The 16,954-nt window shown below is 72.7% G+C and carries 15 protein-coding genes and 2 pseudogenes; 4 read left to right on the top strand and 13 right to left on the bottom strand.

Going from position 1 to position 16,954, the window contains the following annotated elements; all coding sequences use genetic code 11:
• From TEK04_RS21335 to ctaE, 11 genes and pseudogenes are all read right to left on the bottom strand, one after another.
• The coding region (locus TEK04_RS21335; protein ID WP_432277316.1) for a transposase at positions 1-167 on the bottom strand (167 nt) is incomplete at its 3' end.
• A gap of 63 nt (positions 168-230) precedes the next feature.
• Positions 231-362, bottom strand: coding sequence for a hypothetical protein (locus TEK04_RS05065; RefSeq protein WP_336403226.1), 132 nt, complete (start codon positions 360-362; stop codon positions 231-233).
• A 95-nt stretch (positions 363-457) separates the two neighbouring features.
• Positions 458-2,142 (bottom strand): annotated as a pseudogene (locus tag TEK04_RS05060) (CocE/NonD family hydrolase); the annotation flags it as partial.
• Positions 2,143-2,252: 110 nt separating this feature from the next.
• Positions 2,253-3,010, bottom strand: a pseudogene (locus tag TEK04_RS05055) (SDR family oxidoreductase).
• Positions 3,007-3,819, bottom strand: coding sequence for an enoyl-CoA hydratase/isomerase family protein (locus TEK04_RS05050; protein ID WP_336403225.1), 813 nt, complete (start codon positions 3,817-3,819; stop codon positions 3,007-3,009). Before TEK04_RS05050 ends, TEK04_RS05055 begins: the two are co-directional and overlap by 4 nt.
• Complete coding sequence (locus tag TEK04_RS05045) at positions 3,816-4,349, bottom strand: AMP-binding enzyme (protein WP_336403224.1); 534 nt, start codon at positions 4,347-4,349, stop codon at positions 3,816-3,818. Before TEK04_RS05045 ends, TEK04_RS05050 begins: the two co-directional genes overlap by 4 nt.
• A gap of 139 nt (positions 4,350-4,488) precedes the next feature.
• Positions 4,489-5,730: an IS256 family transposase gene (locus tag TEK04_RS05040; protein ID WP_336403223.1), complete on the bottom strand. Its 1,242-nt coding sequence runs from the start codon at positions 5,728-5,730 to the stop codon at positions 4,489-4,491.
• A gap of 572 nt (positions 5,731-6,302) precedes the next feature.
• Positions 6,303-7,961 carry a cytochrome bc1 complex cytochrome b subunit gene (gene qcrB, locus TEK04_RS05035; protein WP_336403222.1) on the bottom strand — a complete coding sequence of 553 codons (1,659 nt, stop codon included), beginning with the start codon at positions 7,959-7,961 and terminating at the stop codon, positions 6,303-6,305.
• Complete coding sequence (gene qcrA / locus TEK04_RS05030) at positions 7,961-9,067, bottom strand: cytochrome bc1 complex Rieske iron-sulfur subunit (protein WP_336403221.1); 1,107 nt, start codon at positions 9,065-9,067, stop codon at positions 7,961-7,963. The genes qcrB and qcrA overlap by 1 nt, the downstream gene beginning before the upstream one ends.
• The gene (gene qcrC / locus TEK04_RS05025; protein ID WP_336403220.1) at positions 9,064-9,951 is read right to left on the bottom strand and encodes a cytochrome bc1 complex diheme cytochrome c subunit; all 888 of its coding nucleotides are present in this window, start codon (positions 9,949-9,951) and stop codon (positions 9,064-9,066) included. The genes qcrA and qcrC overlap by 4 nt, the downstream gene beginning before the upstream one ends.
• A 7-nt stretch (positions 9,952-9,958) precedes the next feature.
• Positions 9,959-10,573 (bottom strand): aa3-type cytochrome oxidase subunit III, encoded by a 615-nt coding sequence (ctaE, locus tag TEK04_RS05020; protein WP_336403219.1) that lies wholly within the window; start codon positions 10,571-10,573, stop codon positions 9,959-9,961.
• A 256-nt stretch (positions 10,574-10,829) separates the two neighbouring features.
• On the opposite strand from ctaE, the gene TEK04_RS05015 reads away from it, so the two are divergent.
• Both TEK04_RS05015 and trpD read left to right on the top strand, forming a co-directional pair.
• Positions 10,830-11,264, top strand: coding sequence for a hypothetical protein (locus TEK04_RS05015; protein ID WP_336403218.1), 435 nt, complete (start codon positions 10,830-10,832; stop codon positions 11,262-11,264).
• Positions 11,261-12,304, top strand: a complete 1,044-nt coding sequence (gene trpD / locus TEK04_RS05010) for an anthranilate phosphoribosyltransferase (protein WP_336403217.1) — start codon at positions 11,261-11,263, stop codon at positions 12,302-12,304. Before TEK04_RS05015 ends, trpD begins: the two co-directional genes overlap by 4 nt.
• A gap of 47 nt (positions 12,305-12,351) precedes the next feature.
• Here the strand turns inward: trpD and TEK04_RS05005 are convergent, their stop codons facing one another.
• Positions 12,352-12,633 (bottom strand): Lrp/AsnC family transcriptional regulator, encoded by a 282-nt coding sequence (locus tag TEK04_RS05005; protein WP_336403216.1) that lies wholly within the window; start codon positions 12,631-12,633, stop codon positions 12,352-12,354.
• The gene (locus TEK04_RS05000; protein ID WP_336403215.1) at positions 12,630-14,471 is read right to left on the bottom strand and encodes a DEDD exonuclease domain-containing protein; all 1,842 of its coding nucleotides are present in this window, start codon (positions 14,469-14,471) and stop codon (positions 12,630-12,632) included. The genes TEK04_RS05005 and TEK04_RS05000 overlap by 4 nt, the downstream gene beginning before the upstream one ends.
• A 234-nt stretch (positions 14,472-14,705) precedes the next feature.
• Between TEK04_RS05000 and TEK04_RS04995 the strand changes: the two genes are divergently transcribed.
• Positions 14,706-16,418, top strand: a complete 1,713-nt coding sequence (locus TEK04_RS04995; RefSeq protein ID WP_336403214.1) for a D-alanyl-D-alanine carboxypeptidase family protein — start codon at positions 14,706-14,708, stop codon at positions 16,416-16,418.
• 127 nt (positions 16,419-16,545) lie between these two features.
• A complete protein-coding gene (locus tag TEK04_RS04990) occupies positions 16,546-16,866 on the top strand; it encodes a hypothetical protein (protein ID WP_336403213.1) in 321 nt (106 codons plus the stop codon).
• Positions 16,867-16,954: the final 88 nt, after the last annotated feature.

The following is a 16,954-nucleotide window of genomic DNA, read 5'->3' as shown; positions in this document are numbered from 1 at the left end:
ACTTCGGCCTGGGTCACCCAGTTCCGCAGCGTCTCGGGGTTGATGCCCAGCTGCTTACCCACCCGGGCCAACGCCCCCGGCCGGGTGGCCGGGTCACGCCGGGCGTCGACGGCCAACCGGATGGCCCTCTCCCGCAGCTCGTCGGGGTACTTCCGTGGTGCTGCCATGATCGTCATGCTCCCGTGGGTTCGATGCCTCCATCAAACCCGGAGCGAGACAGTGCGGGGTTCTCACCGGTTGATCCGACCCAGGTTGACCGGCAGCTGGACCCCGGCGACGTCCCGGGCTTCGTCGTAGAAGATCCGAGTGGCCGCGGCGGCGATGTCAATTGCTCGGTTGGCCTGGTCAGGCAGAGCGGGCACGTGCAGCGGATGAAGGCTGGGCGCCGAGAACCCGCCACGTGCCCGCCGTCGCGGTCCGGGATTGGACCGCGACTACGAGCGGGTGACGTGGTGCGTCAGCGGTCGATGAGGGGCAGGACGAGGCGACTGGGTCGGGTGCCGCCGTGGTGGATGGTGGTGTCGACGGCGACCATGTCGTCGAGGGCCTCGGTGGAGATGTCGCCGCCGGTGTTGGAGTTGCGGTCGTAGTGCGGGAAGTTGCTGCCGGAGATGTCCAGGCGGATCCGGTGGCCGGGCAGGAAGACGTTGGAGGTCACCGACATGGGGACGGTCACCTCGTAGACCTGACCGGGGGTCATCAGCTCAGGCTCGGACAGGCTGTTGCGGTAGCGCAGCCGCAGGATGCCGTCACAGAGGTTGATGGCCTTGCCGTCGGGGAAGACGTCGACGAGCTTGGCGGTGATGTCGGTGTCGACGGTGGTGGCCGAGACGAAGACCTTCAGCTCGACGTGACCGGTCACCTCCACGGGCTCGGTGAGCACCGGGCCGGTGTAGCAGAGCACGTCCGTGCGGAGGTCGACCACGCGTTGGTCGACCGGACCGACCAGACCGGGCAGGCCCGGAAGGAGTGCTCCACCTGCGGTGGGGACCGGATCGGTGGGGTCGAAGCGGAACTCGTCACTCGCGGCGCCGGGCTCGGGATCGCTGATGAGAGCACCGTCGCCATCGCGGGTATTGGCCGAGCCGCCGCTGGCGAGGTAGAAGTTGGTGTAGTGGGTGTCGGGCAACGGCCAGTCGACCTCGTCACGCCACTGATCGATCCCCATCACGAAGATCCGTACCCGCGCAGCCGGAGTGGCCGGCGCGGCGCCCTTCAGGTGGTGGTCGAAGAACTCCACGTACGTCGGGCTCGGGTCGACTGCCGCCAGCGTCCCGAAGTGCCGGTCGGGGTAGCGCCCACTCTGGTTGAAGTGGTCCCAGGGACCGATGATCATCCGGGACTCCTCGCGGGCTCGTTCCGTGCCGGCAGCCGTGCGGATGCGCACGAAGTCCGCGACCGACCCATGGACCTTGAGGTCGTACCAGCCGCCGATGGCCAGGACCGGGACGGTGACCTCGTCCAGCGAGGTGGACCAGTCCTGGGCCTTCCAGTACGCGTCGAAGGTCGGGTGGGCCAACCAGTCGTCCAGCCAACGACCCTTGCCCAGCACCGGGACGTCGGCGACCGGCGTGTGGTCGGCCAGGGACAAGGGGTTCCCCAGCGCGGCACCCAGCCGGGCGAGCGCCGAGGGGTCCTTGCTCGTCCCGCGCTGGAGCGCCCGCTGCTCCTGCATCGCGTACATGCCCCCGCACCACAGCGTCACCAGGCTCAGGCACAGCGCCCCCCGGGCGAGTACCAGAGACCGGAGTACCAGTTCGACGCTGCGACGGAGGGCGCGATCGCACGAAGTTCATCGGTCACCGTGGTGGCCAGGGCCCACTGGGTCATGCCCAAGTACGACCCGCCGTACGTTCCGATCGACCCGTCGCTCCAGTCCTGCTCCAGGATCCACGCGACGGTGTCCTGACCATCGCGCACATCGTCGAGCTTCGGCCTGAACTCACCGTCGGACGCATTGGTCCCCCGGACGTCCTGCCAGACGATCGCGTAGCCGGCGTTGAGCAGCGCCAACAGAGACGGCGTCCTCGATTCGGGTCCACCGGCCATCGTGGTCGCCCGCTTGTCGTACGGGGTGCGCACCAGCAGCGTCGGTGCTTGCCCGTCGCGGGGCCGCCAGACGTCGGCGCGCAGCGTCACCCCGTCACGGGTGGTCAGGGGGACATCGCGCTCGTAGATGTGGGTCATCGGGTCACTCCTCGTCGAGGACTGCGGGGGCCGGCCCGACGGTCGCCGGGACGGGTGGCGCGGTTTCAGCGAATGGAGGAACCGACGGAGATGCCGCCGTCGACGTCGAGCACTACGCCGGTGATGTAGCCGGCGGCCTCCGACCCGAGGAAGGCGGCGGCCTCGGCGATGTCGGTGGGCTTCCCGGTGTGCCGCATGGGCACCTTGGCGATCAGCTTGTCCCGGGCGGGGCCGTTCATGGAGGCCAGCATCGGGGTCTCGATGAGCCCGGGGGCGATGGCGTTGGCGGTGATGCCGTGCCGCGCGCCCTCCAGGGCAAGGTGCGGGTGAACCCGACGAGGCCGGCCTTGGCGGCGACGTAGTTGGACTGACCGAAGTTGCCGCGCCACGACATGGAGGAGAAGTTGATGATCCGGCCGTACCCGCGTTCCTTCATGGCGCCGAACACGGCACGGGCGCAGTAGAAGGACCCGCCGAGGCTGACGTCGAGGACCGCCCGCCAGTCGGCGTCGGTGATGTCCTCGATCCGGTTGTCGCGGATGATGCCGGCGTTGTTGACCAGGACATCGATGCCACCGGTCTCACCTTGCACCTGACCGATCCAGGCCTCGACGTCGGCGGAGACGGTCACGTCCAGGACGTCGGCGCGCACGGAGGCCCCGCTCGAGGAGCGGATGTCCCGACCGGCCTGCGCCAGCGCATCGGCCGAGACGTCGGACAACGCGAGGGTGGCGCCCTCGGCGGCGAAGCGGTTGGCCATGGCCAGGCCGAGCCCCTGCGCGGCGCCGGTGATCGCGACGACCTGGCCCTCGTATCGAGTCATCGAGAGGTGTCTCCAGTCATGAGCGGCGTGGATGAGGTGCGGGTCGGAGCCGAGCCGAGGAAGGCCCGCAGTGCATCGGCGACCGGTTGGGTGCTCCAGTTCTGGGCGAAGGCAGCGAGCTCGGTCTGCAGTGCCGGGCCAGGGTCTGCCCCGGCTATCCGGTGCAGCAGGTCCTTGAGGGCCGACTGGCTCGGGCCGGCCGTTGCCGCGAGCTGTCGACAGACCGCCATCGCTGCGTCCTCGAGCTCGGCGCGCGGAACGCATCGGTCGATCCAGCCCGTCGCGGCGAAGGCCGTGGCCGGAAGCAGCTCCCCGGTCAGGAGCATCCGGCGGGCCAACCCGTGGCCCACGGCGGCCGGGAGCCGAACGCTGGAACCCCCCGCCGGTAGCAGACCGCTCTGCAGGTGTCCGTCACCGATGAGTGTGTCGTCGGCAGCCACCACCAGGTCACAGGCCAGGGCCAGCTCAAGACCACCGGCGACGGCGTGGCCGTGCAGGACGGCGACCCAGGGGGTGGCGGCTGCCGAGATGCGGGTGAAACAGCTCGACACCTGCTGCAGGAACTCCACGGGATGCGTGCCGGCGTCGTCCAGGGCGAGGAACTCCTGGAAATCACCACCTGCGCAGAACGACGGTCCAGCGCCGGCGACCGCGACGACCGCTGTGGCTGGGTCCTGGTCGGCGGCGCTGATCTGCGCGTCGAGGGCGCTGATCAGCGCGGCATCCAGGGCGTTGCGCCGATCGGGCCTGTTCAGGGTCAGCCAGCGAACCTCGCCGCGCTGCTCGACCTGGACCGGTTCTCCACTCACGACGGCGTCCCGGGTCGCGTACGGAGCATGTACCGCTGAATCTTCCCGCTCGGGGATTTGGGCAGCGCGTCGCGGAAGTGGATCGCACGGGGGTAGGCGTGCGCTGCGTAGCGCGTCTTCACCAACTGCTGCAGTTCCGCGGCGAGTTCCGGTGTGCCCTCGACCCCGTCCCGGAGGACGACGTGGGCCTCGATGACCTCTCCCCGCACCTCGTCGGGTGCGGCCACCACGCAGCACTCGACCACGCCCGGGTGCTGTGCCAGCACGGACTCGATCTCGAAGGGCCCGATCCGGTAGCCGGCCATGATGATCACATCGTCGTCCCGCGAGGAGAAGAAGAAGTCGCCTTCTGCGTCGACCCGACTGGTGTCCCCAGTCAGGTAGAACTGCCGGTCAGCCGTGAACTTCGACGCTGCCTGCCCAACTGTTTGGTACTCGCTGAACGTCATCGCAGGGCTCGCCGGGACCTCCACAGCGACCCGGCCGAGCACGCCGGGACCTGCCGGCGCGTCCGAGTCGTCGGCGAGCACGGTGACGTCCCAGCCCGGGATGGCTCGTCCCATGGACCCGGCCTTCAGCGGGCGGGCCAGGGAAGGGTGGTGGCAGTTGGCCAGCACCAGGTCAAGCCCCTGGAGGTGGTGTAGCGGTGCGTGATCTGGGTGGGTGGGGTCAGGCTGCGAGTGCGGGCATGTGGTCGGCTCCGATCGGGGTGGTGGGGTCGGGTGTGGTGCGGCATCTGGTGAGCAGCTCGAGTCCGAGGTAGCGGCGTCCTTCGGCCCATTCGTCGGTCTGCTCGGCCAGGACGGCGCCGACGAGGCGGGTGATGGCGTCGCGGTTGGGGAAGATGCCCACGGCGTCGGTGCGGCGGCGGATCTCCTTGTTCAGCCGCTCGGTGGGGTTGTTGGACCAGACCTGGGTCCAGACGTCCTTGGGGAAGGTGGTGAAGGCCAGGATGTCCTCGCGGGCGCCGGCGAGGTGGTCGGCGACGGCGGGCAGCTTGGCCTGCACGTAGTCGATGAGCCGGTCGAACTGGGCGTGCACCGCGGTGGCGTCGGGCTGGTCGTAGACCGAGTGCAGCATGGCCTTGACCGCTGGCCACATGCTCTTGGGGCAGATGCTCATCAGGTTGGCCGCGTAGTGGGTGCGGCAGCGCTGCCAGACCGCGCCGGGCAGGTGGGCAGCGATCGCCTCGCGTAGTCCGGTGTGGGCGTTGGAGGTGACCATGGCGACCCCGGTGAGGCCGCGGGCGACCAGGTCGGCGAAGAACTCCGCCCACGCCGCACCGGTCTCGGCGGTCGCCACCCGCAGGCCGAGGACCTCGCGGTGACCATCGGCGTTGACCCCGGTGGCCAGCAGAACCACGGCGTTGACCACCCGGCCGCCTTCGCGGACCTCCATCGTCAGGGCGTCGGCGGCCACGAAGGTGAACGGCCCCGCCGGGCCCAGCGGGCGGTGCCGGAACTGGGCCACGGTCTCGTCGAGGTCGGCGGCCATCCGGCTGACCTGTGACTTCGACAGGGAGTCGATGCCCAGGGTCTTGACCAGCTTGTCCATCCGGCGGGTGGAGACCCCGGCGAGGTAGCAGTCGGCGACCACGGTGATCATCGCCGACTCCGCGCGCTTGCGGCGCTCGAGCAGCCACTCGGGGAAGTAGGTCCCGGTGCGCAGCTTGGGCACCGCCACGTCGATGGTGCCTACCCGGGTGTCCAGGTCGCGGTGGCGGTAGCCGTTGCGCTGCGCGGTGCGCCCCGGGCTCGGTCGGCCCCACTCGGCGCCGACCACTGCGTCGGCATCAGCCGACAGCAGGGCGTTGATCATGGTCTGCAGCAGCGAGCGCATCAGGTCCGGCGACGCCTGGGACAAGGCCTCGCCCAGCACGCCGGCAGGGTCGACCATGTATGGAGCGGTCATCGTGTTGGTCCTCGAGGATTCTGTGGAAGGTTGACTCGAAGATCACGCGGTGGCCGCCCCCGACGAGGCCGGCTACCGCGCTACACCGCTATGCGGGACTCAACTGTCTGCCGTCAGCGGTTCATCCGCGGTCCGCGGGTCAGCCGTTCACGGGTCCGTCCGCCGTGCGACCGTCCCCACGTCCGCCCGCCGCTCAGGGTCATCGGGACCCGGGGCACCGATGTGGACGCGTCCGCGGCGTGGCTGGACGCCTCGGGTCCGGAGCAGCTGAGTTCCGACGAGGGCGCGCAGAGCGGTGAGTGGCGCCCCACGGTCCGCAGGGCGCACAGATCCCACCCTGGGACGCCACTCGGCGGCGGATCGGTGCGGGTCCTCGAGACGCAGACGTGCTGGTGGAGGAGTCGGGCCACACGCCGTGCACGGAGCCCGAGGACGGGGCGTCGACGACGGTGCTGCCGAACACGGCTTGGTGGGCGAGGTCGGTCTGTCCACCAAGCCGCTGCAAGGGACCGCAGGACGACAGCGGGCCCCCTCCCGGTGGGGGAGGGGGCCCGCTGTCGGTGCTGCTGGTGTCAGTCGCGCGGGTCCTGCGGGCGACCGCCGTCGGAGGGCCGACCCGAACCGACGTGCTCGTCGGACTCCGCCGCGGCCAGCCCGCGACGCTCCTGCCGCGACTCGAGCTCCACCTGCGCCGGGTCCTCGACCGGCTTGAAGAAGCCCTTGACCGCGCGGCGGGCGCCGCCGACCTGGTTCATCCGCTTGGGCACCGGAGCGCCGCCGTAGGTCAGCTGACCGTGGCCGTGCTCGTCGACCGGGCCGAGGGGCTGGTGCACCTCGATGAACTCACCGCTGGGCAGCCGGCGGATGACACCGGTCTCGATGCCGTGCTCGAGCACCTCGCGGTCGTGCTTCTGCAGGCCCAGGCAGATGCGGTAGGTGAGCATGTAGGCGATGGGCGGGAGGACCACCATGCCGATGCGCCCGACCCAGGTCATCGCGTTCAGGCTGATGTCGAACTTGTCGGCGATGAGGTCGTTGCCGCCCGACATCCACAGCACGCCGTAGAAGGTCAGGGCCATGGCGCCCACCGAGGTGCGCACCGGGACGTCGCGCGGACGCTGCAGCAGGTGGTGCGATGCGGTGTCCCCGGTCAGCTTGCGCTCGATCTGGGGGTAGAGCGCCAGCACGGTGAACATCGCACCGGCGACGACGACGGTCGGCCAGAACAGCGCCGGGATCGTGTAGTCACCGGGCAGGTTGATGTCCCACCCGGGCATGAGCCGGGTCGAGCCGTCGAGGAAGCCGATGTACCAGTCGGGCTGGGAGCCGGCGGAGACCTGCGCGGGGTTGTAGGGGCCCCACAGCCAGATCGGGTTGATCTGCACCAGCCCGCCCAGCGCGGCGCACAGGCCGAACACGATGAAGAACAGCGCCGTGGCCTTGCCGGCGAAGGCCGGGAAGAGCCGGTTGCCGACCACGTTGTGCTCGGTGCGACCCGGGCCGGGGAACTGGGTGTGCTTCTGCTTGATCAGCAGCAGCAGGTGCACGGCGATGAGCGCCAGGATGATCGCCGGGAGGATCAGCACGTGGACGATGTAGAAGCGCCCGATGATGGCGTCGCCCACGTAGTCCCCGTCGAACACCGCCCAGTGCGCCCAGGTCCCGATCACGGGGATGGACAGCAGGATGGCGGAGATGATGCGCAGGCCCGTGCCAGACAGCAGGTCGTCGGGCATCGAGTAGCCGGTGACGCCCATCAGCAGAGCGAGGACCAGCAGGACCACGCCGATGCCCCAGTTGGTCTCCCGGGGCTTGCGGAAGGCGCCGGTGAAGAAGATGCGCAGCAGGTGGACGACGATCGAGGCCACGAACAGCAGCGCGGCCCAGTGGTGGATCTGCCGGATCAGCAGACCGCCGCGGACGTCGAAGCTCAGGGCCAGCGTGGACTCGTAGGCCTGCGACATCTCCACGCCGCGCAGCGGTGCGTAGTTGCCCTCGTAGGCGACCTCCGCCATCGACGCGTCGAAGAAGAAGGTCAGGTAGGTGCCCGACAGCAGCAGGATGACGAACGAGTAGAGCGCGATCTCCCCGAGCAGGAACGACCAGTGGTCGGGGAAGACCTTGTTGAGCGTGCGGCGCAGGGGACCGGCGACGATGAGGCGCTCGTCGATCTCCGACGCGGCCTTGCTGACCCGGGGCGCCGCCTGGTTCGGCGCGACGGAGGTAGCCATCAGATCCGCTCCCGGTTCCAGTAGGTGGGGCCGACGGCCTCAATGTAGTCGCTGCGGGCGACGAAGAACCCCTCGTCATCCAGCGTAATCGGCAATTCCGGCAGAGCGCGGCTGGCTGGGCCGAAGACCGGCTTGGCGCCCTGGGTCACGTCGAACTGCGACTGGTGGCAGGGGCACAGGATGCGGCTGGTCTCCTGCTCGTACAGGGAGACCGGGCACCCGGCGTGGGTGCAGATCTTGGAGTAGGCGACGTAGTCCCCGTAGCCGAAGTCGGCCTGGCCCTCGCGGGGCCGCAGGTTGGCCATCTGCTCGGGACGCAGCCGGATCAGCATGGTGGCTGCGTCGGCCGCGCGGTTGCCGCCGGGGACGGCCGGGAAGACCGTCTCCAGCGAGCCCGGCTCCTGGTCGCCGGGACGGATCGGGGAGCCGTCGTCGCGGACCAGGCGCACACCCTCGGCCCACTCGGTGGTGCCGAGCGGGTTGCCCTTGTTCGGGTTCTTGATGAGGCCACCCAGCGGCGCGATCAGCATGAGGCCGAGCGCACCACCGGCGAAGCCGAGGGTGCGGCCGATCATCTTGCGGCGCGGGAAGCCGGTGCGGTCGAGCCCGCCGAGCAGGGTCGCGGCCGTCGTGGTGCGGTCGAAGGCCGACCCGTCGTGCTTGTCCTGGACGGCGGTCTCGTGCGGCAGCAGCTTCTTGACGAACAGGACCAGGCCGACGCCGATGAACAGCAGCGCGCCACCCATGGTCAGGCCGAGGGCCGGGGTGTAGAGCGCGCTCCAGCCGTTGTCCTCCGAGGCCCACTGCCAGTCGGGCAGGAACCAGCCGGAGCCGGCGTAGACCACGAAGAAGGCGACGGCGAACAGGCCGGCGAGGCCGAAGGCACCGGCGACCTGGCGGGAGGCCTGCTTCTCCAGCCCCGAGCCGGGTGCCGGCGGCGGGTCGACGTGCAGCACCTCGACGCCGTCGTAGCGGGCGCCGAGCCGGTTGAGGTCCTCGCGGTCCATGCCGGCCAGCTGCTCGGGGGTGTAGTCGTCGTCCGGACCGCCGTGCAGCGGGCCGGAGTCGTCCGCGGGGCCGGACCCGGCCCGGTCGTGCGTGCTCACGCCTTGGTCCCCATCCAGAAGATCCCGAAGAGCAGGGCGCCGATGCCGACGACCCAGATGACCAGACCCTCGGAGACCGGCCCGGCGCGACCGATGCCGGCGCCTCCGGGGTCGGCCTGCTCCTTGAGGGTCTGGACGTAGTCGATGATGGAGCGCTTCTCCTCGGGGGTCAGCTGGTTGTCCCCGAAGACCGGCATGTTCTCCGGGCCGCTCAGCATCGCGGCGTAGATCTCGAGGTCGTTGGCGTCCTCGAGGCTGGGTGCCGCCTTGCCCGAGGACAGCGCGCCGCCCTCGCCGACGAAGTTGTGGCACGAGGCGCAGTTGAGCCGGAAGAGCTCACCGCCCTCGGCCAGGTCGCCGTCGCGCAGGTCGCCGCTGGGCAGGGTCGGCCCACCGCCGTTGGCCTGGATGTAGGCCATGAGCTGCTCGATCTGGGCGTCGTCGAACACCGGCGGCTTGCGGGCCGCGTCGGCCTCCTGGCGCACCAGCGGCATGCGACCGGTGTGCACCTGGAAGTAGACCGAGGCCTCGCCGACGCCGATCAGCGACGGTCCGCGGTCGGCCACGCCCTGCAGGTTGCTGCCGTGGCAGCTGATGCAGCTGCGCTCGTACAGCGCCTGTCCGGCGGCCTCGGCCGACGACTGGCCGGTGGCGGCGTCGTCCGCGGCGTTGGCGGGGGCGAGGGCGGAGTAGCCGACCCCGGTCAGGACCAGGGCGGCCATGAGGCCGGCGACGTTGGCCATGCGCCGGCGCTGCTTGGAGCGGCGGCGGTCACGGGCGGCGCTGGCCGGCGAGCCGGCTGCCCGGCTGCCGAAGCGGGCCCGCAGGCCCGCCCAGCGACCGTCGGCGGTCGGGGCGTCGGAGGAGGGGTTCGTGGAGGACACCGGTTCCCTAGCGGATCAGGTAGATCGTGGCGAAGAGCCCGATCCACACGACGTCGACGAAGTGCCAGTAGTAGGAGACCACGATCGCGGAGGTCGCCTGCGCCGGCGTGAAGCGGCCCATCGTGGACCGCATGAGCACGAACACGAACGCCACGAGGCCGCCGATGACGTGCAGGCCGTGGAAACCGGTCGTGAGGAAGAAGACCGACCCGTAGGTGGAGGACGAGATCGTGGTCGCGTGCTCGGTGACCAGGACCCGGTACTCGTTCGCCTGGCCGAGCACGAAGACCAGGCCCATGACGAAGGTGATCGTGAACCAGCGGCGCAGGCCGTACACGTTGCCCTGCTCGGCGGCGAAGACGCCGAGCTGGCAGGTGATCGACGAGGCCACCAGGATGACCGTGAAGACCATCGCGTAGGGCAGGTCGAGCTCGGTGGGCGGCGGCGGCCAGGGCTCCCCGGCGCGCGCACGAGCGGTGAAGTACATGGCGAAGAGCCCGGCGAAGAACATCAGCTCGCTGGCGAGCCAGATGATCGTGCCGACGCTGACCATGTTCGGTCGGGTCAGGGAGTGCACCCGCGAGGTGTCGAAGGTGCTGCTCGCCACGGGGGCCGTTGTCACAGCGTCATCATGGCATCGCGCCAGCGGGGGGACGAGTGCGGGTGCGACGGCGTGGCGAACCCGGGAGGGAGCTGGGAAGTGGCCCGGCGCCGATCCCCAGCAGTGGCGCGGATGGTGCCCGTGGCGGGTCGGCGGACGCCGACCGCGTCCCGCCCGGCCGGCGACCGTGAGGGACGACGGTCGTGACCTGACCGTGATCTGCGCGCGGTCCGCACGGACCGCCGGCGGCGTGCGCTGGGGCACTAGGGTCGGGCGCGTGAGCAGCGCAGCCGCGGCGGCCCGACCGCTTCCCCGCACAGTGGTGGTGTTCAGCCACCGACCGGAGGTCCGCGAGGCGGTGCGCACGGCGGTGGGCACCCACCCGGCGGCCGACGTCGGCCCGCTGCGCTGGGTGGAGTGCGCCACCGGTGCCGAGGTGGTCGCGGCGGTCGACGCCGGCGGGGTCGACCTGTGCGTCCTGGACGGCGAGGCCCAGCCGACCGGGGGCATGGGCATCGGTCGGCAGCTCAAGCACGAGGTCGCCGACTGCCCCCCGGTGCTGGTGCTCGTGGCCCGCCAGGCCGACCGGTGGCTGGCCCACTGGTCGATGGCCGAGGGCACGCTGACCCACCCGGTCGACCCGCTGGTCGCCCCGGGCGCGGTCGCCGACCTCCTGCGGGCCCGCCCGGTCGCGTCCGGCCGTCGCGGATGACCGCCGCGGCCCCCAGGTGGTCGGCGTTGCTGAACCGGCTGGTCGCCGGGCAGGACCTCGACGAGCCGGACACCGCCTGGGCGATGCGCGAGATCATGACCGGCGAGGCCACCCCGGCCCAGGTCGCCGCGTTCGCGGTGGCGCTGCGCGCCAAGGGGGAGGCACCGGCCGAGGTCGCCGGTCTGGCGGCCACCATGCTCGAGCAGGCCACCCCGGTCCGGCTGCCGACCGAGTGCGTGGACGTCGTCGGCACCGGCGGCGACGGCGCGCACACGGTCAACATCTCCACCATGGCGGCCGTGGTGACCGCCGCCGCCGGGGTGCCGGTGGCCAAGCACGGCAACCGGGCGGCGTCCTCGTCGTCGGGGTCGGCCGACGTGCTCGAGGCGCTCGGGGTGGTGATCGACCTCCCGGCGGCCGGTGTCGTGCGCTGCGTGGCGGAGGCAGGGATCGGCTTCTTCTTCGCCCCGGTCTTCCACCCCGGCTACCGGCACACCGCCGCGCCGCGCCGGGAGATGGGCATCGGCACCGTCTTCAACTTCCTCGGGCCGCTGGTCAACCCGGCCCGCCCGGTCGCCGTGGCGATCGGCTGCGCCGACGCGCGGATGGCCCCGGTGCTCGCGGAGGTGCTCGCCCGCCGGGGGAGCCGCGGCCTGGTCTTCCGGGGGGACGACGGGCTCGACGAGCTGACCACCGCCACCACCTCGGCGGTCTGGGTCGTCCGCGACGGCGAGGTCGTCCCCGACCGGCTCGACCCGGCCGCCCTCGGCTTGCCGACGCCCCCTCCCGACGCCCTGCGGGGTGGCGACGCCCAGGCCAACGCCGACGTCGTGCGACGGCTGGTGGCCGGTGAGACCGGTCCGGTGCGCGACGCCGTGCTGCTGAACGCCGCAGCGGCGCTCACGTCGTTCGAGCAGGACCGGGGCTCGTTGCCCGAGCAGCTCGCGGCAGGTCTGGAGCGGGCGGCGGCCGCGGTGGACGACGGCCGGGCCGCCGCGCTGCTGGACCGCTGGGCGGCGGTGAGCCAGCAGGCGAGGTGACGGGGAGGGCTCTCCGTGGTGCCCCGGCGCGTGGGGGCGGGGGCCCCTCAGTCGAGGCCGAGGGCGAAGGCCGACTCGAGGTCGTGCTGGGAGTAGGCCCGGAACGCGATGTGGGTCTTGGTGTCCAGCACGCCGGGCACCTTGTTGATCCGGCCGGCGATGACGTCGGCGATGTCGTCGAACTCGCGGACCCGCACCAGGGCGATCAGGTCGGTGCCGCCGCCGGCCACCGAGTACACCTCGCTGACGCCCTCGGTGTCGGCGAGGGCGGTGGCCACCTCGCCGATGGAGTCGGTGGCGGCGTCGATGAGCACGATGGCGGTGATCACACCCGCGAGGCTAGCGCCGATCGACGTGCCCGACCGGGCGCACCACCGGTGACCCGCTCGGGCCGGGACCGCGTGCGGCCCGCCCGGTCATCGCCGAAGGGGTCGCGGGCCGTCCGGCCGGCGTCGACGAGGTCGAGGAAACCGCGCAGCGCCCCGGTGCCGGGCGCACGGCAGGCGAGGGTGCCGGTCACCTCGACCAGGCGGGTACCCGGTTTCTCCATCCACCGCAGGACCAGCTCCGCCTCCTCCACCGAGGCGGCCAGCTCGCCCTCGGGGCCCAGCACCGTCTCGGCGGTGGTCTTCAACTGCTGCAGGTAGCCCCGGACCGGGGTGCCGCGGGTGGCCACCCCGGCGGCGACCAACCGCCCCCGACGCACGACCGAGAGCGCCCACCCCCCGGACCCGTCGGGCCGGGCCAGGGTGAGCTCGGGGACCTCGGCCAGCAGGGCCAACCTCTGCCGCCGGCGGAGCGCCCGCACCAGCACGGCGAGCCGGTCGCGCAGCACGGCGGCGTCCTCGAAGCGCCCCTCGTGCGCCAGCCGGTCGACCCGGCCGAGCAGGGGCGCGCACAGCCGGCCCGGGTCCGCGGCGACCGCAGCGCTCAGCACGGCCGTGGTGGCTGCGTACTCCTCCCGGCTCTGCGCGCCCGTGCAGGGCGCACTGCACCGGCCCATGCCGGCCAGCGCGCACCCGGGGTGGGTGGGCGAGGGGGTGAGGCGGCCCCCGCACTGCCGCAGGGGCAGGGCCTCGTGGACCGCGGCCACCGCGGCGTCGGCCGCGCGCCGGTCGGCGAACGGACCCAGGAACGTGCCCGTGCCCGGGCGGACGCGGCGCACGACCGACAGGCGCGGGAACGCGTCGTCGGTGAGCCGGACCCACAGCAGACGCTCGGGGAACCTGGACCGGCGGTTGTACCGGGGCTTGTGCTGGGCGATGAGCCGCAGCTCGCGGACGGCGGCCTCCAGGTCGTGGGCGCAGCGCAGCGCCTCGACCCGTTGGGCCAGGCCCACCATCTCGGTCATGCGGCTGCGCTGCTCGCCGGCGGTGAAGTAGCTGCGCACCCGGGCGCGCAGGTCGGTGGAGGTGCCGACGTAGAGCGGTTCGTCACCGGGGCCCCGGAAGACGTACACGCCGGGCCCGTGCGGGACGTCGTCGGCCAGGTGCCGCTTGCGACGGCGCTGCGGGTCGACCTGCCGGGTGAGCCCGGTCAGCTCCTCGAGCGAGGTGATGCCCAGCGGACCCAACCGCTCGAGCAGGCCGTGCAGGACGTCGACGGTGGCCTTCGCGTCGTCGAGCGCGCGGTGGGTGGGCAGCGTGCCGGCCGAGAAGAAGGGGGCCAGGGTGCCCAGCTTGCAGTTGGGCACCTCGTCGCGGGTCAGCAGCCGGCGGGCGAGCACCGCGGTGTCGACCGTGGCGGCCGGGGGCCACGCGGTGCCCACCTGCGCGCACGCGGCCTTGAGGAAGCCGATGTCGAAGGGCGCGTTGTGCGCCACCAGCACCGCGCCGCGCGAGAACTCCAGGAACGCCGGCAGCACCGCCTCGATGCGGGGCGCCGTGGCGACCATGGTCGAGGTGATGCCGGTGAGCACGCTCACGTAGGGCGGGATGTCGCGCCCGGGGTCGACCAGGGTGCCGAACTCGCCCAGGACGACCCCGCCGCGGACCCGTACGGCCCCGATCTCGGTGATGGCGTCGGTGTGCGCCGACCCGCCGGTCGTCTCCAGGTCGACCACCACGAAGGTGACGTCGGTCAACGGGGTGCCGAGGTCGTCGATGGTCACCTGCACGGCGGCGGGTCGGGGCCGCCGGTCGGTGCGCGTGGGGGAGGGGCCGGTCACGTCGTCGACGCTAGGGGCGGGGTCCGACAAACCGGCCCCCGCCGGGGTGGGTCGCCGGCCCCGGGGGTGGCGGTACCCGCCCCGACCAGGCACGATCGGTCCGGTCGTGGTCCACGGCACGTCGACGGGGACGTGCCGCGGCCGCCGGAGGAGGTCGGGGTGCGGTCGCGGTCGAGGGCGAGCCGGACGACGGGGGCGCGGGGCAGGCACCCACGACGCGGGGGCGCCCGGGGCGTGGTCCTGGCGGCCGTGCTGGCCGCCGGGCTGCTGGTGGGCCCGGTCGTCGCGGGCGCGGTGGCGCCGGCGTCGGCGGCCCCGAGCGACCAGCCCGGGGGGACCACGGGCGTGCTCGACAGCGCCGAGCTGACCGCCCTGCAGGACCAGGCGGCCGACGTCCAGGGTGACCTGCAGGAGCACCAGGCCGCGGTGACCGCGGCGCAGGACCGGCTGGCGCAGGCCCAGCAGGCCGTCGCCGACGCCGCCGCGGAGGTCGACGACGCCGAGGCGGTGCTGGCCCAGGAGCGGGTCGCGGTGTCCCGCTACGCCGCCGCCGTCTACCGCGACGGCGGCGCACCGACCACCCTGTCGTTGCTGCTGGCCGGCGGCGACCCTGGCGACGTGGTCTCGGCCCTGGGGTACCTCGACGTCGTCGAGTCCGGTACCGACCAGGTCCTCCGGGCCGCCGAGCAGCGTCGCGAGCAGGCGCTGGCCGACCGGTCGGCCGCCGACGCCGCGCTGGCCGAGAGCCAGGCCCGGGCCGACGAGGTGACCGCGCAGAGAGGGGAGCTGGAGGCCGCCGCGGCGGCGGTGACCGACCAGCTCGACGCCGCACTGGGCGCGGTCGACCGGCAGCTGGCGCAGCTGCAGGCCGAGCAGGTGCGGGTGAACCAGGAGACCGCCGCGGCCTGGGCGGGGTACGTCGCGGAGCTGACCGCGGCCGGCGTCGTCCCCCCGCCCGCCGCCCAGCTGCGCGACCCGGCCGCCGGGCTGCCCGGGGGCCTGGTCCCGGTGGGCGGTGCCACCGGCGCCGCGCAGCCGGGGGCGGCGCAGCTGCCCCGCCAGCCGGCTTCCCTGCTCGTGCTGCCCGCCGAGACCGTCGCCGCGGTCACGGCTGCGATGGGCGACCTGGGGCTGCCGTTCGCGCCTGGGACCGCGGGGCCGGAGTCCTACGACTGCGGGTCGCTCGTGCAGGCGGTCTACGGCGCGGCGGGGGTCGCGCTGCCGGCCACCCAGGGCGAGCTCTTCGCCACGACCGCAGCGGTGGACCCCGCCGACGTCCTGCCCGGTGACCTGGTGTTCCTCGGCACGCCGGAGGCGGGCCTGTCGCACGTGGGGATCGCGCTGGACCCGCAGACGATGCTGGCCGCCGACGGCCGGGCGGGGGCCGTGGTGGTGCGCTCGTTGCCCGGTGACCAGCTGCTGGGGGTGGGCCGGCCGAGCCTGGCCCCGCGGCCGCCGGTGGCGGTGCCCGGCCCGACCGGCGACGCGCTCGCGGTCGCCTGCGGCAACACCGTGTACCCGCCCAGCTACGGCGGGACCCGAGCCTGGGGCGGGTACCCCAACGGCCTCATCCCGCCGTCGGCGCTGTGCCCGCTGGGCACCGGTGGGCACGCCCTGCGCTGCGACGCCGCGGCGGCCTACCGGGCGATGTCGGCGGCCTACGCCGGGGACTTCGGGTCGCCCCTGTGCATCACCGACTCCTACCGCAGCTACGCCAGCCAGGTGACGCTGTACGGGAAGAAGCCCGCGCTGGCCGCCGTACCCGGCACCAGCAACCACGGGTGGGGCCTCGCGGTGGACCTCTGCGGCGGCATCGAGTCCTACTCCTCCGCGCAGTACGCCTGGATGGTGGCCAACGCCGGCCGGTTCGGCTTCATCCACCCGACCTGGGCCGACCAGGGCAACGGCCGCGAGGAGCCCTGGCACTGGGAGTACGCCGGCAGCTGACCGGGGCGCCTGGTCGGGCGCCCCGGCGGGCGCGCAGCCGGAAATGTCGGTGGTCGGTCCTAGCGTCCGTGGAGACGGACCGGACGAGGTCCGCCCCGTGCTCCGACCACGTGCCAGGAGGCCCGACGTGCTCATCGACTGCGACACCTGCACCGTCCGCGGGGAGGGCTGCGGCGACTGCGTGGTCAGCGTGCTGCTGGGCACCCCCGGCCAGCGCGGCAGCGCGGCCGCCGTGGTCCCCCTGGGCCGTCGGCCCGGCCGCGCCGCCCAGCCCGCGCTGCCCGGGTTGGGGGCGGCGTTGGGGGAGGCGTTGGTGTCCGGCCCGACCCGGCGGGGTCGCCGCCTGGAGTTCGACGACGTGGAGCGGCGGGCGCTGTACGTGTTGGCAGAGATGGGCCTGGTCCCGCCGCTGCGGCACCAAGCTCCGCCCACCCGTGACGTGGGCTGACCCACGACACGCCGGGGTCGCCGCGGTGCGCCCAGAAGCTGACGGAACCACACGCGTGGGATTAGCAGTTCGGACGCCGATCGGGTGG

The organism is Klenkia sesuvii, from assembly GCF_037083825.1.
GTDB lineage: Bacteria > Actinomycetota > Actinomycetes > Mycobacteriales > Geodermatophilaceae > Klenkia > Klenkia sesuvii.
This window is presented reverse-complemented; position numbering and strand designations above follow the sequence as displayed.

Bases quoted from the DNA above. Each gene is read 5' to 3' on its own strand.
- TEK04_RS05040 (WP_336403223.1), bottom strand. From the start codon at position 5,730: ATGACCGCTCCATACATGGTCGACCCTGCCGGCGTGCTGGGCGAGGCC.
- qcrB (WP_336403222.1), bottom strand. From the start codon at position 7,961: ATGGCTACCTCCGTCGCGCCGAACCAGGCGGCGCCCCGGGTCAGCAAG.
- trpD (WP_336403217.1), top strand. From the start codon at position 11,261: ATGACCGCCGCGGCCCCCAGGTGGTCGGCGTTGCTGAACCGGCTGGTC.